Origin of the sequence: Bacillus salacetis (assembly GCF_003581585.1) — a bacterium.
Lineage (GTDB): Bacteria > Bacillota > Bacilli > Bacillales > Bacillaceae_B > Rossellomorea > Rossellomorea salacetis.
Genome location: NZ_QXIR01000010.1, coordinates 66,337 through 81,900, shown reverse-complemented (window position 1 = coordinate 81,900; position 15,564 = coordinate 66,337). Strand labels below are relative to the sequence as shown.

17 protein-coding genes and 1 other annotated feature are annotated in these 15,564 nt (G+C 44.4%); of the genes, 3 read left to right on the top strand and 14 right to left on the bottom strand.

The annotated features are described in order from the left end of the window. Positions 1-4 precede the first annotated feature (4 nt). Positions 5-1,189 (top strand): chromate efflux transporter, encoded by a 1,185-nt coding sequence (gene chrA, locus D3H55_RS09325; RefSeq protein ID WP_119546640.1) that lies wholly within the window; start codon positions 5-7, stop codon positions 1,187-1,189. A 452-nt stretch (positions 1,190-1,641) separates the two neighbouring features. Here the strand turns inward: chrA and lysS are convergent, their stop codons facing one another. The 6 genes from lysS to D3H55_RS09290 all read right to left on the bottom strand — a co-directional run bounded on the left by lysS (position 1,642) and on the right by D3H55_RS09290 (position 8,751). Next, positions 1,642-3,087, bottom strand: a complete 1,446-nt coding sequence (gene lysS, locus D3H55_RS09315) for a lysine--tRNA ligase (RefSeq protein WP_240628531.1) — start codon at positions 3,085-3,087, stop codon at positions 1,642-1,644. A gap of 231 nt (positions 3,088-3,318) precedes the next feature. Continuing rightward, positions 3,319-3,581 (bottom strand) — a binding site (T-box leader). Positions 3,582-3,681: 100 nt separating this feature from the next. After that, positions 3,682-4,365 (bottom strand): RibD family protein, encoded by a 684-nt coding sequence (locus D3H55_RS09310; protein WP_168413018.1) that lies wholly within the window; start codon positions 4,363-4,365, stop codon positions 3,682-3,684. 42 nt (positions 4,366-4,407) lie between these two features. Further along, positions 4,408-4,968 (bottom strand): nucleotidyltransferase family protein, encoded by a 561-nt coding sequence (locus tag D3H55_RS09305; RefSeq protein ID WP_119546637.1) that lies wholly within the window; start codon positions 4,966-4,968, stop codon positions 4,408-4,410. Positions 4,969-5,057: 89 nt separating this feature from the next. Further along, on the bottom strand, positions 5,058-7,244 hold the full coding sequence (locus D3H55_RS09300; protein ID WP_119546636.1) for an FUSC family protein: 2,187 nt from the start codon (positions 7,242-7,244) through the stop codon (positions 5,058-5,060). 260 nt (positions 7,245-7,504) lie between these two features. Beyond that, entirely contained in the window at positions 7,505-7,981 is a 477-nt protein-coding gene (locus D3H55_RS09295) for a GNAT family N-acetyltransferase (RefSeq protein WP_119546635.1), read from the bottom strand. Positions 7,982-7,995: 14 nt separating this feature from the next. Further along, complete coding sequence (locus D3H55_RS09290; protein WP_119546634.1) at positions 7,996-8,751, bottom strand: aminoglycoside phosphotransferase family protein; 756 nt, start codon at positions 8,749-8,751, stop codon at positions 7,996-7,998. Positions 8,752-8,921: 170 nt separating this feature from the next. Between D3H55_RS09290 and D3H55_RS09285 the strand changes: the two genes are divergently transcribed. Together D3H55_RS09285 and D3H55_RS09280 are read left to right on the top strand one after the other, a co-directional pair. Continuing rightward, entirely contained in the window at positions 8,922-9,356 is a 435-nt protein-coding gene (locus D3H55_RS09285; RefSeq protein ID WP_119546633.1) for a MarR family winged helix-turn-helix transcriptional regulator, read from the top strand. 69 nt (positions 9,357-9,425) lie between these two features. Next, positions 9,426-10,049 carry an FMN-dependent NADH-azoreductase gene (locus D3H55_RS09280; protein ID WP_119546632.1) on the top strand — a complete coding sequence of 208 codons (624 nt, stop codon included), beginning with the start codon at positions 9,426-9,428 and terminating at the stop codon, positions 10,047-10,049. Positions 10,050-10,139: 90 nt separating this feature from the next. On the opposite strand, the gene D3H55_RS09275 is transcribed toward D3H55_RS09280, so the two are convergent. The 8 genes from D3H55_RS09275 to D3H55_RS09240 all read right to left on the bottom strand — a co-directional run bounded on the left by D3H55_RS09275 (position 10,140) and on the right by D3H55_RS09240 (position 15,264). Beyond that, positions 10,140-10,670 (bottom strand): NADPH-dependent FMN reductase, encoded by a 531-nt coding sequence (locus D3H55_RS09275; RefSeq protein ID WP_119546631.1) that lies wholly within the window; start codon positions 10,668-10,670, stop codon positions 10,140-10,142. A 94-nt stretch (positions 10,671-10,764) separates the two neighbouring features. Then, entirely contained in the window at positions 10,765-11,238 is a 474-nt protein-coding gene (locus D3H55_RS09270; RefSeq protein WP_119546630.1) for a DUF1189 family protein, read from the bottom strand. 22 nt (positions 11,239-11,260) lie between these two features. Continuing rightward, positions 11,261-11,506: a YuzB family protein gene (locus D3H55_RS09265; protein ID WP_119546629.1), complete on the bottom strand. Its 246-nt coding sequence runs from the start codon at positions 11,504-11,506 to the stop codon at positions 11,261-11,263. Between the two features lie 176 nt (positions 11,507-11,682). Beyond that, on the bottom strand, positions 11,683-12,288 hold the full coding sequence (locus D3H55_RS09260; RefSeq protein WP_119546628.1) for a nitroreductase family protein: 606 nt from the start codon (positions 12,286-12,288) through the stop codon (positions 11,683-11,685). 79 nt (positions 12,289-12,367) lie between these two features. Beyond that, on the bottom strand, positions 12,368-12,637 hold the full coding sequence (locus D3H55_RS24160; RefSeq protein WP_119546627.1) for a hypothetical protein: 270 nt from the start codon (positions 12,635-12,637) through the stop codon (positions 12,368-12,370). A gap of 501 nt (positions 12,638-13,138) precedes the next feature. Further along, positions 13,139-14,260: an NADH-dependent flavin oxidoreductase gene (locus D3H55_RS09250; RefSeq protein WP_119546626.1), complete on the bottom strand. Its 1,122-nt coding sequence runs from the start codon at positions 14,258-14,260 to the stop codon at positions 13,139-13,141. Between the two features lie 54 nt (positions 14,261-14,314). Next, the gene (locus tag D3H55_RS09245; RefSeq protein ID WP_119546625.1) at positions 14,315-14,692 is read right to left on the bottom strand and encodes an IDEAL domain-containing protein; all 378 of its coding nucleotides are present in this window, start codon (positions 14,690-14,692) and stop codon (positions 14,315-14,317) included. A 140-nt stretch (positions 14,693-14,832) separates the two neighbouring features. Further along, the gene (locus D3H55_RS09240) at positions 14,833-15,264 is read right to left on the bottom strand and encodes an Rrf2 family transcriptional regulator (protein WP_119546624.1); all 432 of its coding nucleotides are present in this window, start codon (positions 15,262-15,264) and stop codon (positions 14,833-14,835) included. Between the last annotated feature and the right edge of the window lie 300 nt (positions 15,265-15,564).

Sequence of the window (15,564 nt, the reverse complement as noted above, 5' to 3'; positions counted from 1 at the left end):
TGAAATGAAGAACCAAACAAGGCTGGGTGCCCTTTTAGAAATCCTCATGATCTCCACCCGGCTGGGATTGACCTCATTCGGAGGCCCTGTAGCCCACCTGGGTTATTTTCATACGGGGTATATCCGCCGGAAAAAATGGATGGATGAGAAGAGTTACGCAGATTTGGTGGCGTTGTGCCAGTTCCTTCCCGGACCCGCAAGCAGCCAGGTCGGAATCGGGATCGGTGCAATGCGGGCCGGTGCAATCGGCGGGATTGTATCCTTCATCGGGTTCACCCTCCCATCCGTCATTGCTTTGATCCTATTTGCTTTGCTTTTGAATCAGCTTGATGTATCAAATGCAGGCTGGATTCACGGCTTGAAAATCGTGGCCGTCGCCGTCGTGGCACACGCCATACTAGGGATGTCCCAAAAGCTGACACCTGACTTGTCCAGAAAAGCGCTTGCCCTTCTCGCTTTGGTGGTGACATTGCTATGGCAGACCGCCGTTACACAGGTCGGCATTATTCTAATAGCAGCACTCGCAGGTTTTATTTTATTTAAAAATCATGCTGAGTCTGAAGATGCGGAAATATGCGTCCCGATTTCCAAAACCTTTGCAACCGTTTGTTTAGTGTTATTCTTCAGTCTGCTGGTCCTGCTGCCGCTCCTGAGAGAAGCTACGGCACTTAATTGGATTGCCATGTTTGATAGTTTTTATCGTTCCGGTTCATTGGTATTCGGCGGCGGCCATGTCGTCCTGCCATTACTTGAGCGCGAATTTGTCCCGACCGGCTGGCTGAGTGAGGAAGCGTTCCTCGCCGGTTATGGTGCAGCACAGGCCGTTCCAGGTCCTCTCTTTACATTTGCCGCTTATCTTGGTGCAGTGATGAGCGGATGGCAAGGCGGACTATTAGCAACGGCCGCCATTTTCCTGCCTGCCTTTCTGTTAATCTATGGGACCCTGCCGTTTTGGGATTCCCTGCGCAGGAACCCGAAAATCAAAGGAGCTTTGATGGGTGTGAATGCGGCTGTGATCGGTATTTTGATTTCAGCGTTTTACCATCCGATTTGGACGAGCTCGATATTGGCGCCGATTGACTTTGCCTTTGCCGCTGTCCTGTTCAGTATGCTGGTGTATTGGAAGCTTCCCCCTTGGGTGGTTGTGCTGACAGGTGCTGCCGGTGGATGGCTGATTGGACTGGTTTAAAGACGTAGACTGCCTTTTGGTGGTCTTTTTTATTGTGGGAATAAAAGCTGTTTTCCATCACTGACAGAACTAAATGATTGAATAGTGAGGAATAGTGGTCCTATTCCATCGCTGATAAAAATAGAACAGAGAGTAGTGATGGAATGGCCATTGTGCCAATAAATCGGTTATTTTCGTTGATTGAACTTTAAAAAGCTGGTTTGCCTTTTTAAAAAATAGCTAGATTTTTCTTTGACAGATACCAAAGAGAAATTATTTGTAAATATTGGTTACGTAAAGTTGATTGGAGCGAAAGGCGGGGGATCTCCTGCGGGACTAGCGGGACAGGTGAGACCCCGCAGGCAAAGCCGAGGAGGCTCAACGCCCGCCCCGCGGAGTCCCCCGCCTGTAGCGGAAATCAACATTCTAATCTCCAATCGTGAAACTTTATAACAGAATATCTTTGTTTCCTCCTAAAGCTTTTTCGTCAAAGGAAAGTACACACAATCCTTGATGGTCTCGCTGTCGGTCAGAACCATCAACAGGCGGTCGATCCCGAAGCCCCAGCCTGAAATCGGCGGCATTCCGTACTCCATAGCCGTCAAGTAGTCTTTATCCATTTCCATTGCTTCAGCATCACCACTGCTTTTCAAGCTGGCCTGTTCTTCCAGCCTGCTTCTTTGTTCAACAGGATCAACAAGCTCTGAATAGGCATTGATGATTTCAGCCCCGTTCACCACTAATTGGAACCGGTCTGTAAGGGTTGGATCCTCGTCGTTCGCCCTTGCCAGAGGAGACAAATCGATCGGATGCTGGATAAGGAATGTCGGCTTGATCATCAGTGATCTGGAGGTCTTTTTGTACAAAAGATCAATGAAATTTCCTCTCCCCATTGTCTCAAGGTCATCGCTCTTAAGATCTATTTTCCTTCTCCTCGTTTCCTGAAGCAGCTCTTTGACATCGGGATAAAGGTCGATATCGATTTCTGTATTTTTTAAAATCAGATCCCGGAAGGAAACGATCTCCCATTCTTCCGAGAAATCTATCGATTGTCCTTGCAGGGTAATCGTTGTCGTGCCGAAGGTTTCTTCTAGGACATACAATACCATTTGCCGCATCAGTTTCATGGTATCTTCATAATTCCAGTAGGCAGCATACCCCTCAACCATAGTGAACTCTTGAAGATGCTGCGGGCTGATACCTTCATTTCTGAAGCATTTCGCTACTTCAAATATCTTTGTAAAACCACCGACTATCAGCCTTTTCAAATAGGTTTCGGGAGCAATCCGGAGATTCAGTTCAGTATCCAGCGCGTTATGGAATGTTTTGAACGGCTTAGCCAGCGCACCAGAAGAGGTATGCTGCAAAATTGGTGTTTCAACTTCTATAAACTGTTCTCCTTCAAAAAACCGGCGGATGGAACGGGTCATCTGAGATCTGGCCAGCAGCCTGTTTTGAGTTTCTTTCGTCATGATGGTATCGAGATATCGCTGCCTGTACCGCAGTTCAACGTCGTTCAAACCGTGCCATTTTTCAGGCAGGGGCCTCAATGCCTTTCCAAGGAATTCATAGCTTACGATCCTGAGTGTTTTTTCACCGGTTTTGGTTGAATACATCTTTCCTGATACCCCGAGAAAATCGCCGATATCAACGGACTGATGAAATTGGTCAAAAAGCTCTTCTCCAATTTCCTGCTTTTTCAAAAGAAGCTGCAAGGTTCCCTGCACCTCGGAAATCGTGATGAATGTCAATTTGCTGAAGTTTCGGATAGCCGTGATCCTGCCGGCTGTACGGACATCTTCCGTCCCATCTTCCAGTGCGGCTGCTTCGTGCAGCTGATGAGTTGTGGAGAATTTCTCAGGGTACACTTGTGCCCCCTGTGCTCTTAAAGCACTCAATTTTTCCATTCGACGCTCCATTTGTTCACTGCACATAATTCAATTCCATCCCTTTCATTTGTTTTTATAAAAATCTTGCCAAGAACAAAAGCGCAAGCTCCTTGATCAGCTCCGACAGGCATAAGTCGAGCCGGCGGGAAGGTTGTTCTTTAACCATCTTGACGGCTTGGCTTATGATCCCGATATCCACAAATCAGGAATTTTATAGTTTTCTATACAATAAAAAAACTCCCACCCCCAAGATCCGGAAATCTTGAGGGCGAGAGTTGTTCACTTCGCGGTACCACCTCAGTTTGTCGATATGTCACCATACCAACCTCTTCGAGTACGCCAATGGATATTGGTTATACTCTATCTCTGTAACGGGAGATCCCGTCGCACCATCACCAGGAATGATCCCGGATCCATACGAGGCTCAGAGTCTTTTTTCATCAGGAATATTATTATCCCTTTCCACCTGCCGGGACTCTCTGTGAATAATGATTCCAGATTACTCTTCTCTTCAACGCCGTTAATGCCGTTATTGAATAATTATCGTTATTCTAAAGTAATAAAATGGGTATGTCAATAGATTGTTGTATTTTTCTGATTTTTCTTCCGTAAAAGGTACGTCTTTCATTTCTTACCGCCCACACGGTAATGCAGCCAGACAGCTCCTTTGTTTCCAAGAGGCTTTGATTGAAGCAGTTCCAAAGAGGCGGCACCCTCAACAGAGAGTAAATCTTCACAATCGAATGTGGTCGGAGTTGTGCGTCCGCCAATGACGAGCGGCGCCAGGACAAGGCTGATCTCATCGATAACCCCTGCACGCAGGAAGGCGCCGTTGATGGATCCGCCTCCGCTCAAGCCAATGGTCCGGAATCCCATTTCGTATAAATGATGCAATGCCAGTCTGATATCGATGTGGTTTCCTCTGCCGGCCAGTATGTACGTAATCTTCTTTTCTCTTAATTGTTCAATATAGGAGCCTGGAACATCTTCACGTGTGACGACAACGAGATCTTTGGTCTGCTGCCAGTTAATCCTGCCTCTTCCGTCAAAAACGATATAAGATTTTGATTTTTTCGGCACATAAATCGGCTTCTCAAGTTCAACCCAGTGACTTCCCCAGACCATCAGGCTTTCGCTGCCCGACAGCATGGCGTCGCAATCCAGATCATCATACAAGCGATGGGTAATGGTATTGGCGTCCCCGTCGATTCCTGCTGCTGTCCACTCCATTACGTTACGGTCAGGGGAAGTGGTGATTCTGCCATCAACAGAGGAAAAAACATTTACTATCACTTTTGGTTTTTTCAAAGATACACCCCTTTTTGGTATTGGTAAATGTCAGTTTGTCATTCAATGGAATACTTTTACTCTTGGCCAGATAGCCGGCCAGTCCTTTGTAAGGATACGTTCTTCATAGATCATCGTGAGTTCTTTGGATGCTTTTGTATGCGGCGACGGCCTGATTTCCATGTTCAGGACATCGTCTAATCCATGTGGTGCCGAAAGAATGAGCTTCTCCTGTTCATCTAGCTTGATTCCCAGCCCAGTTGCGGTTTCAGGAAATTTTGATATGGCATCTTCTGTGGATGTGTATGGTGGAATATTGTTGATGATGTGCATTCTGGCTTCATTTTTCACTGACCAGGGAATCCCTGGGAGAACTTCTCTAAGCTTCTCTTCAATTCCTTTTTCATAAGCTTCATCGATGTTGGAAGTGTCATAATATACGACATCGACATCCGGAATCTCGGTTCGGTGAAAATAGCCATGTAAGGAGTCCCAGATTTTGGAGCGTACAAACCCGGCGCAAATCCACCAGTCCGGCAATTGAACGGATTTCGCCGCTTTCAGGATTCTCATCATTTGTTCATCTTCACTGATGGTTTTTAAAACGTCTTCTTTAGTCTTCATGTTTTCATCCCCCCTCAAATAAGAACATACATTCCCATTGTAACATAATTTCTTGAAAAGGGTAAATTTACCTGAAAAAAGAGCGGAACCTACTTCCGCTCTTTTGCCCCTGATTCCTTTCCCAGGGCTATTATGGATTGATTGATCCGCCAAATGTAGTACATATTGTGAATCAGATCGATATGGCTTTTCCGTCTGCTTGGTGCAAGAGATTCAATCTTTACCCTCTCTTCATCGAGTGTCCAGAAACCGGAATTGTTCTCCCTTTCTTTAATTAAATCCTGCAGAAGCTCAATATTTTCAGAGAGCTTGGCCTCGACGTTCTTAAACACGTCAGTTAATTCATCTGACAAAGAAGCAGCTTTGTGTCGATGTGAAGAGGCAAGCAGATGCTTCGCATAATAATTGATGGCAGTCACAATCATCATCCAGCGGCTTATACCGGATTTCCTCGCTGAATCAGGCCTCTGTAGAAGGGATTGGGCCTCATCTTTTATTACTTGAAGTTTTTGGTCCAGTTCAAATGCCTGGTCGGTCAGTTCTTCAGCCTGGTCTTCAATAAACGAAGATAAGTAATCAGTAGTGTAGTTTTTCAGTTCATCGAGAAAATCATCAAAGGTTTCTGTTACTTTCCCTTTCGTTTTTTTCGGAAGAACATATGCAGAAACGAGCAGTGCAATGAGTGCCCCTGCGATGGTATCGATCACCCTGGCCCCGATCAAAGCTGCACTTATTCCGCCGAGAAGAAGGTCATACATGAAGGCGATAAGCATCGTTATAAAAAAACTCATCCATGTATAGGATACAGGAAAGACGTAAAACATCATGAAGATGACGAGGAACAGTAATATGACTTCCAATAAGGGGTGACCGCTGACGACCTTTGCGGCTGCAAACCCAAATCCTGCACCGATGACAGTGCCGAGTGAGCGCTGAAAGCCTTTTACATAGGTCCTGCCTACTGATTCCGTGCCAATTTGAATGATAAAGGTGGTAAGCAGGACCCAATATGGCTGCAGGGGCGAGATGATATTTCCAACGATAATCGCTAAAACGCCGGCAACCAGGCCTTGAATGGCTTTCCGTGTTGCTGGTTTGATGGTTCCGGAATCATCCTTATCCTCACTTTTTTCCAGTTGCTTTTCTTCATCAGGCTCGTTTTCTTTTTCATTTACATCAGCTATTGGCGGAGAGTTCAGTAATTGCTGGATGGTTACCGCAGAATTCACGACATGATTAGCTATCGATTCAATTCTCCGGAGCGGATATACCCATCTTTCAGGCTTTTCTTCTGCATTCAGAATCTCGGTCAGAAGTAAACGGAGGGCTTGCACTGATTTTTCTGCATCTTGAAGGACGGATGGTGAATAGCTCTTTGAAAGCACTTCTGCATCTCTCAATGAGCGGATTACCCACACAACCAGTACTTGTACATGCTTATGTTCAAAAGCACCCAGCTCCCTCAGCTTCTCTACAGAGCCTGTAAGCGTCTGGATGAGCATTTCTGTGTCAAAAATATACAATCTCAGCTGTGAGGAAGAGATGCCCGGCCACAGCTTTGTTAAATCCTCTTCTTTAATCTCGCTTGCAACCAATCTGGAATACTCATTTAATCTGAGTACATTCTTATAAAGCAGCTTTTTCTTCTTATCACTGTTTCCAGGTTCCTCAATCCATTGTATCAAAAGGTTCAATGTCAGGTTGGATTGAATATGAAATGATCTCATACCTCTTCTCAAACTCTGGGCGGACCCTTTGAAGATCACAAAGTTATAGAGAAAAGCATACCCTGAGCCGCATGCTATCCCAATATAGAACCACGTCAGATGGGCCGCATCCAAATTCAGGATGGATGAAAAATAAGTCGACATGAATCCTGCCATTCCCATTGAAAAATATCGGATTTGAAAGCGGGAAAAGTAAAAGGCACAGAAGATGATTGTGACCATCAAGGCGTTGAGAAAAATAGCGTAAGGAGCGAAGAGGGAACCAAGCGTTATCCCCAGAGCAGCACTAAGTGCTATCATGAAAGTGGTAATCTTCTTTTTGGAAACCGTGTCATCCATGACCAGCATGATGCCGAATAGGCCGACCATCCCTGCAACGATGGCCGGTGTAATTGTCCCGTAATCAGCAGCATTCAATACCCAGATCATCGTAAAGACTGCGGAAATGATGCTTATGGTTGTCTTACCGGCTGTCTGGAATCTTTTTCGCCCCGGATCCGAGGCTAGAAATCGGCCAACCCAGACCGGGTGTTTATGAATTTGTTTCATTATGTATCAAACCTTTACAAAATGCCGTCTATTATACTCACTTATAGTACCCTTTCTTTCTGCTGTGTAACCTTGAGTACAAGAGTTTTTAAAGTCTACCATACCAGGCGGCGAAAAATACAGCAAATTGATTGATAACCAGTTCCCTTTTATAATGCCGGTACTCTCAATTCCATCTCCGTGCTAGTGGAATTGGTCCCCGGTGACTCACCTTGATGTCCGTTACGGAAAAAGGGACCTGATGTTTCTGCTGTTTTGATTCATAACTCCTTTTCCAACTCTATTTCATCTCTTATGGGAATCCCGTCTGCACTTATCAATGGGATTTCCGGTTTGTGTCTCCTCGCTTTTTCTACAGCATTTCTATAGAAGTTTGAAAGATGATATCCACGTTTTTGATAAAAACCGATAGCTGGCAGGTTATCGTTCGTGGTAACGAGCTTCACTGACCGGCACCCCTTTTCCAATGCAATGGCTTCTACTTTCTGAATCAGAGCTGTGCCGATTCCTTTTCCTTCGATGATACTGTCCAATGAGATGATTTCACACTCCTCCCCTCTGGTTACATACGTAATCAATCCTATGATCTCCCCCTTTCCATTCAGGACAGAGTAACCGTCCAACTTGCTGCAATCATAGATTCCACTGGAAATCACCATCTCGGGACTTCCCCAATGGGTTGTGAAAAACGATTCGACTTTTATTGCTGAAAGTTTGTTCATTTCGTAAATTTGCATACTAAACTACCTTCCTAAAAAAATTCATAAAGCCCCTGGTCAAAGTAACAGTATTCTTCTTCTGATAGTTTATAGCGAGTGTATCCTTGATAAAAAGCATCAAGATAGACATTGTTTTCTTTGAAACGCCCTATAGCCAGTGCTTCATCATATCTTGGGTCGCCGACTGTCATGCCTGCTGCATCAATGAACATATACACCTTCCTATCCTTAACCAACACATTATCTGTCGTACAGTCGCCATGTATGAGTGTTTGAGAAACAGGCTGCGGAAGGTTTTCTTTCAACTCTTCCAGAAGCTCTGCTGTCCCATCCGCTTCTCCTATAGCCAAATAACCCTGTGCCCTGATTAACTGCAGCTGAAGCCAATCATTATTGAATGCTTCTGTATTATTCGTTTGATGAAAATGCTGAAGGAATTCCCCGAAGCTTCTTATGAGCTGCACTTCATCCTCCAATGACCGTGCATTTTCCAGCGCCTTTCGCAAGGTAGTACCCTCTTCAAAAGACATAAGGAGATGACTGGCCACATCTTCTTCAAAAAAACCAAAATATTTTGGCAGGCTAACACCTTGTTGGATTTTCAGTGCCTCTGCTTCTGCCTTGAGCCAATCACGATACTTTGGCTTAAAGGAGCTCTTTAATATGCAGCATTGCTGCACGCTCACGAGTTTCCGGACTATTGACGTGCATCCTTGTTCAGCCAAAAGCTCCTCTCTTAATATCTTTCCAATTAATCTTTCTGTTTCCTGCTGTATAAGTCGATTCATCTTTAGACCTCCGGATTAATTCTCTGCAGCTTACTAATTCTACAAAAGTCGAAATTCCCCTTTTTTTGCACCCTGAATTGACAAGCATCTTGATTTGACATCACTATCCATAATGCTTATACTGTTCCGAGTAAATGGTCGTTATAGCAACAGACAATTGGAGGATTACAGTGAACGTACAATTTCAAGACTATATCAGCATCAGGATTCATAAGACCGATCTGAATCTTACCAGCTATATCAAGTCAAAACTTGAGGTTTTTAACCTTGCACCTGAACAGAATCTGGTGATGATGCTTCTTTGGGAAAAAGACGGCATTACACAGAATCATCTGTCTGAAAAGCTGGGAAAAGATAAGACAAATATTGCAAGAATGGTATCAAGCCTCGAGAAAAAGGGGTTCATTAAACGGATGAGCTGCCGGAAAGACCGTCGTTCCCTGGAGCTTTACCTTACTGAAAAAGGCAGGGAGTTAGGGTGTCAGGTTGTCCCGGTTGCTGAAGAGTTCAACCGGATTGTCTGCAAGGGAATCACCCCATCTGAAATTGATGAATTGGAAAGACTGTTAACCAAAATCAATACCAATGTTCTAAGAGAGCTGTAAGGTACTCTCTGTCCTGAAAGAAAGTTGCTATAACAACCTGAAGAATGACACAACGGAGGTTTTTTCATCATGGAAAAAGTATTATTTATCAAAGCCAATTGCAGGCCGATTGATCAATCTGTCAGCGTGAAGCTGTACCACACATTTTTAGACCAATACAAGGAAACGCATCCTGAAGACGAAATCATTGAACTGGATTTATTTGAGGAAAACCTTCCTTACTACGATAACAAGATGATCAACGGCATGTTCAAGCTTTCCAAGGGGATGGAGTTGACTTCGGAGGAGCATACGGCAACAGAAACGGTCAACAAGTATCTGAACCAATTCCTTCAAGCAGACAAAGTGGTCTTTGCATTTCCTCTCTGGAATTTTTCTGTGCCGGCTGTTTTGCATACGTATCTGGACTATCTGGCGCAAGCAGGCAAAACCTTCCGCTATACTCCTGAAGGTCCGGTAGGTCTGCTTGGCGGCAAGAAAGCAGTCTTGCTGAACGCCCGTGGCGGAGTCTATTCTGAAGGCCCTGCTCAGCGTTCAGAAATGTCAGTGCATTATGTTGAAACAATGCTTGGTTTCTGGGGAGTAAATGACATTGAAAAAGTGATCATTGAAGGACATAACCAGTACCCTGAACAAGCCGATGAAATTGTAGAAGAAGGCTTGGCGAAGGCGTCTGCCATTGCAGGTCAATAGTCATTCAAATATAAAAATGGATGCCAATTCTTTTGGCATCCATTTTTATTTCCAGATCCCCCGAGAGGGTATGTATGGCCAAGGATCCGGCTATAACGATTTTTGGATCCTTAGCATCTCCTGAGCCATATTATCCATCCGGTTCAGTACGTCTTCATTTGTAATCTTATTCGATTCATCCCAGCAGGAATTGTGTACGAATACATTTCTTGTCGGCAGAGTCCCCTTCAAGAAAGAGATGATCGGCTTCAGATGGTACTCCGGCACAAGATAATGTTTCTCAGATCCAGCAGTTGCCACCATCCCCACCACTTTACCATCAAAGGCTTCCTGCGGGATGTGATCGAAAAGATTTTTCAGTACACCCGAGATGGAAGCTTGATAGATCGGTGTCCCGATAACAAGCATATCGGCAGAAAGGATTGTCTTCACGACATTCTGGGTATCTTCGTTATACTTTTCCAAAGGAAAGCCCTTGACGAGTTCAACCTCAAAGTCCCTGAGGTCGAGCAAAATCGTATCCAGCTCATCGTCATGTCCTCTTGCCATGTTCAATGTTTCTTTTACTGCAAGGGCGGTTTTTGAACCAGCCAATGCACCTGATATTCCAACAAGCTTCATAACTGCCTACCTCCCAAAGAATACATGTTGCTGTATGATAAACATTCAAATAATTTTCACTATTCTACATTAACACATAACAGGCAGATTTTCGTCAATTCTGCTTTCGTTTCGGAAAGTCGCTGATCATCTTCAAATGAATCGAGAAAAAAACAATTAAAAAAGCAGCTGCCGTCAGTGTGTCATTTTGTATGATGAAATCAATGAGGAAAGCGATCAGGATTGGCAATGGCAGCGAGAACACCGCCATTTTCCATAGATATTGATACTTCAAATTCCTTTTGAACATTTTCGCAGTCACCACTAATACAAAGGCGGTAATGGATATCCCCGCAAGCAAGGCAAAAGCGGCAAAAAACGGGCCAAGAATAAGATACTGAAGGACGAATAGACCTTCAATTTTTTCATTCCCCTTCATTAGCACACCGATGAAGCCTGGCAGGTTGATAAGAATGACCAGTGAAAACAAATATAATAAAGTTTGTGTCAAATTCGTTTTGTTCAAGAAAATTCGCGCCTGTTTCTTCGGAAGACGCAGTGCGTTCATATAAATCTGAATCAATTTCATCCTAAACCCTCACCATTCCATCCTATGCATAGATTGCTAGTTCGTTTTCAATATGTTCTTCTATTTTCTTCAGGCATTCCTCTGCCGTTTTGGCAAAGATCCGTTTTCCATTCACAATGGCATATGGACGTTTGGCACACATTCCGCAAAAGGAAAGGCAAGTATTTTCGAGTACGGATACTTCCGGATATTTGGACTCAAGAATCTCTTCCAGATCGATTGAGTTGATCAAACTGCCGTCACATATCTCGACCACTACTATACCCATCATAGGCTCCCTCCTTATCATGATGATCTTACTATCTATAGTGTTTCAGGGATGTATCATCCGCCTTCATTCCAGCTTAAAGTCCCATTATAACAAAAATGGAAGCAGACTGTTTGTACAAAACCGACAATTTTTAAAACCCTGCCCTTATAGAATGGAATAGGCAGGGTTTCGTATTATCGGGATGAAAGATTTTCGTAATCTTTTTCGTCAGTCAGCCACTTCACACAATTGGTTAATTCCTTCCGTTTGCCCGGAGGAGCCTCTCTTTTTGGGTATCCCAAGTAAAGGAAGCCAAGTATTTCCCCTTTGTCCGTCAGACCAAAAAGATCTTTCATTTTCGGGTGGTAAGCCGGTTTGCCAGTTCGCCAAATACCTGCCAACCCAAGTCCATGGGCAGCCAGAAGCATATTTTGTATGGCGGCGTACACTGCCCCATACTCTTCTACATCAATCACTTTAGGATTATCCTCTGTTGGTTGGACTGCCACGGTAATGACAAGCGGAGCCCTGAATGGTTTTTCCAAAGTCTTTTCCAATTTCTTTTGGCTGGTTTCAGATGATGGCTCATCCATGCTCTCGGCTGCAATTTCAGCCAGGATCCTTCCCAGCGGACGTCTTCCTTCTCCTCTCAGCACAAAGAAGCGCCAGGGTTCTGTCCTGAAATGGCTCGGTGCCCAGTTCCCCGCCTCAAGGATCTGATTAATGACATCTTCCGGCACTGGTTCTTCCTTCACCAATCCCATGCTTCTTCGCGACTTGATTGCTTCCAATAAATCCATTCACACACCTCCAACATTCCCAGTCTGTTATTTATATCTATTAGTAAACCTTATTGCTATTTAATATATATTTCAAATATTATACTTGTAATCCGAAAAAATACCCCCGGTTAGCAAGAAAGAAAAGAACTACTCTCCCTTTTTTGAATAAGAAACCTTGGAATACAGGGGGAAAATCCGGCTCTTGTTTTTTTAAAAAAAGCAACATTTTAAACGAATACAGCTTTTCTAAAAGATTGTTGTTTTTATAAGGCGTTTCATTATCCTCTCTTTTTAGGTAGGAGGATTGGAGCGGAAGGCGTACGATCACATGCGGGACTAGCGGGACTCGTCTAGTTCCAGCGGCCAACGACTAGCGGATTTAAGTCTCCTTCCTTACGATAAGTCATCATCGAATCGCTCTGCTCTCCGTGATTCCTACATCTCATGCAGGAACCCTCCAATCCGTACGTCGTTGAACGGCCGCCGCTTCCACCTTTGGTAGGTGAAAACCCCGCAGGCGCAGCCGAGGAGGCCAATCCAGCTCCAGCGGACAGCGACTAGCGGATTTCGGTCTCTCTCCTTGCGATAAGTCATCATCGACTCGCTAGCTCGTCGTGATTCCTATATCTCATGCGAGAGCCCTCCAATCTGTACAGCGCTGATCGTCCGCTTCCGCCTTTTAGTTCACCGCCCGCCCCGCGGAGTCGTCCGCCTGGAGCGGAAATCCATTACTTCTTATAAGCAACAATCTTTGCGAAAAGAACCTTTATATATGAAGCATGCCTATCTTATATCATAATAACGGATTCATCCCTCTATTTTACCTGCAAAAACCAGCCATTCAAATAAACATGGCTGGTTCAAAAAATTACTCTTCCACCGGGAACCATCCTGGTGTATTAATGACGGCATTCCAGAGATAATCCGGGATAACCAGTTTCTCCTGATCTTTTTTGGAAAGGGTTGTGGCAATCTCGTTCTCTCTGCCTTCTTCAACTTTTTGCACCCAATCCGGTTCCATGATCAATTCACGACCTAGTGCCAGCAGAGGAACACCAGCCTGTATCGCTTTGGCTGCTTCATCAGGTGTGTGGATTCCACCCACACCGATAAGCGGAGTGCGGCCGCCAATTGTATCAAGAAGGTATTGAATTCTTGTTCTATCCGCTTCTGCGCCGCGCCTCGGCTCAGACCAAAAGTCCATTAGGGAAACATGGAGATAATCCAGGTCCAGATCGGCCAGATTGTCTGTCAGCACAAGTGTTTCATCCATTGTGATCCCTGGTGTTTCCGGTTCTTCCGGAGAAAAACGATAACCGATGATGAAGGAATCTTCCGCATGCTGAGCAGCCGTTTTTTTCACTTCCTCGACAACAGCCAGAGGGAAATTAAGGCGTTTTTCAAGGCTGCCTCCCCACTTATCGTCTCGGCGGTTGGAATGAGGGGAAAAGAACTGCTGAATTAGATAGCCGTTTGCCCCATGGATCTCAACACCGTCAAACCCTGCTTCAATGGCGCGGCGGGTCGCCTCACCAAAGGCTTGGATGATTTCTTCTATTTCCTTCTCTTCCAATGCCCTTGGGGTATGTTCGCTTCCCTCTGCCTGCACGGCACTTGCACTGACGATGTCACCATTCGGTACAAGTTCCGGAGGACAGGCTCTTCCTCCATGGAAAATTTGCAGGATGGCTTTTGTGCCCTGTTCTTTTAAAGCATCTGCAAGTCTCTTAAGGCTTGGAATCATATCGTCATGATCTGCACCGAACTCCCCAGGAAAGCCTTTTCCATTTGGAGTCACATAGGTACAGGCAGTGATAGCCATTCCAACGCCTTTTGACCGGCGGATGTAGTAATTGATTTCATCGTCACTAACGGTGCCATCGTCATGGGAAGCGAAGTTAGTCATCGGCGCCAGCACGACCCGGTTTTTCAGTTGAATTCCATTTTTAAATTGGAAAGGTTCCACTATTGGTTTAAAGGTTTCATTCATTTCAAAGCACTCCTATTCACTTCAATGTTTGACTGTCCTATTGTTTACTTTTATTTACTTAACATGAGGAAAAATTAATCTGTTTCGGGTAACTCCAGCTATTGTCTCTTTTTCTTTAGTTGGCTTCTTTTCATATTTCTTCAACTCGTCCGTCAGCTCATTGAACCATTCCTCATCACGAGTCAGAAGAGCCAGATCAATGAGTTCCATTATATATTCTTTTGTAAACTTATTTAAAGACTGCAGAGGCGTAACCGACCGAAGCAGGGTTTCAATAGATCTTCCGGCAATGGATCCTTCTTCTGCCTGAACGACTTTGAGCCTGGCTGTTTTTCGGTCTTTATTAACTGATTCGATATAGCCGATAACAAGCTCGCCTTCCACTGATTTAGCCTTCACCCAATCACCTTTAAGAATATTTTGTTCATTCATTTCTTCACCCTCTTATTAAGTGTAATTAGAAAAGTTACAGTTAGATTAAAAGAAAAGCTTAAATGGCCCTGCACCTAAGCATGTAAAGATTATATACCTCAAATTTCTTACTGTAATCATATAACTTACAGTTTCTGAAGTCAAACATTCGTGTTCATTGTTTGTTTTATTTGTTCCAATACAGATTGTATGGTCGTTTTATCCAGATATTCCGCAAAAATCTCGTCGGCATCCGCAAAGATCCCATTGACGACCTGCTGGATATTGGTTGATATCATACAGGATTCCTCGCGTTCACCCTTGCACCAGGCCGGCTTGATTGCCCCGAAGGATACAGAACGGTAAACCTGCCCGAGGGTAATGTCCCTTGGCTCAGCAGCGAGTGTATAGCCGCCGCCGGTCCCTTCTTTTGTCCTGACAAAACCAGCTTCCCGCAGGGCGCTCATGATTTTCCTAACCCTTACTGGATTGGTCGCAACATTCTGGGCAATTGCCTGGCTGCTTGCCATATGGTCAGGCACGTACGCTAAGTAGACAAGACTGTGAACGGCAATTGTAAACTCACTATTCACTTCTATCACATCCTCCAGACAACATACTGTAATCATAATATTTACAGTTTGGTTTGTCAATGGAAGTGATTTTGGCTGTGCTGGCGTTTTGGATGAGAGACTATTTTGATTGGGTTTTTAGAGGTTTTGGTTTTCTATGCACCTTTTTGTCTTGGTTTCCTTTCCGTTTTAGACTCTAGAAACTCTCTAAACCCCTTTAATCTAGGTTTCCTCATCGTCTGGACTCTAGTGGCTTTCTACACGCCTTTTGGACTTAAGTTTCTCTTCCTTTTGGACTCTAGAGGCCTTAGCATATATTTA

Bases quoted from the DNA above. Each gene is read 5' to 3' on its own strand.
- D3H55_RS09245 (WP_119546625.1), bottom strand. From the start codon at position 14,692: ATGAATGAACAAAATATTCTTAAAGGTGATTGGGTGAAGGCTAAATCA.
- D3H55_RS09300 (WP_119546636.1), bottom strand. From the start codon at position 7,244: ATGAAACAAATTCATAAACACCCGGTCTGGGTTGGCCGATTTCTAGCC.
- D3H55_RS09270 (WP_119546630.1), bottom strand. From the start codon at position 11,238: ATGAAATTGATTCAGATTTATATGAACGCACTGCGTCTTCCGAAGAAA.
- D3H55_RS09275 (WP_119546631.1), bottom strand. From the start codon at position 10,670: ATGAAGCTTGTTGGAATATCAGGTGCATTGGCTGGTTCAAAAACCGCC.
- D3H55_RS09260 (WP_119546628.1), bottom strand. From the start codon at position 12,288: ATGGATTTATTGGAAGCAATCAAGTCGCGAAGAAGCATGGGATTGGTG.
- D3H55_RS09265 (WP_119546629.1), bottom strand. From the start codon at position 11,506: ATGGGTATAGTAGTGGTCGAGATATGTGACGGCAGTTTGATCAACTCA.
- D3H55_RS09290 (WP_119546634.1), bottom strand. From the start codon at position 8,751: ATGAATCGACTTATACAGCAGGAAACAGAAAGATTAATTGGAAAGATA.
- D3H55_RS09305 (WP_119546637.1), bottom strand. From the start codon at position 4,968: ATGAAGACTAAAGAAGACGTTTTAAAAACCATCAGTGAAGATGAACAA.
- D3H55_RS09295 (WP_119546635.1), bottom strand. From the start codon at position 7,981: ATGCAAATTTACGAAATGAACAAACTTTCAGCAATAAAAGTCGAATCG.
- D3H55_RS09280 (WP_119546632.1), top strand. From the start codon at position 9,426: ATGGAAAAAGTATTATTTATCAAAGCCAATTGCAGGCCGATTGATCAA.
- chrA (WP_119546640.1), top strand. From the start codon at position 5: ATGAAGAACCAAACAAGGCTGGGTGCCCTTTTAGAAATCCTCATGATC.
- D3H55_RS09250 (WP_119546626.1), bottom strand. From the start codon at position 14,260: ATGAATGAAACCTTTAAACCAATAGTGGAACCTTTCCAATTTAAAAAT.
- lysS (WP_240628531.1), bottom strand. From the start codon at position 3,087: ATGGAGCGTCGAATGGAAAAATTGAGTGCTTTAAGAGCACAGGGGGCA.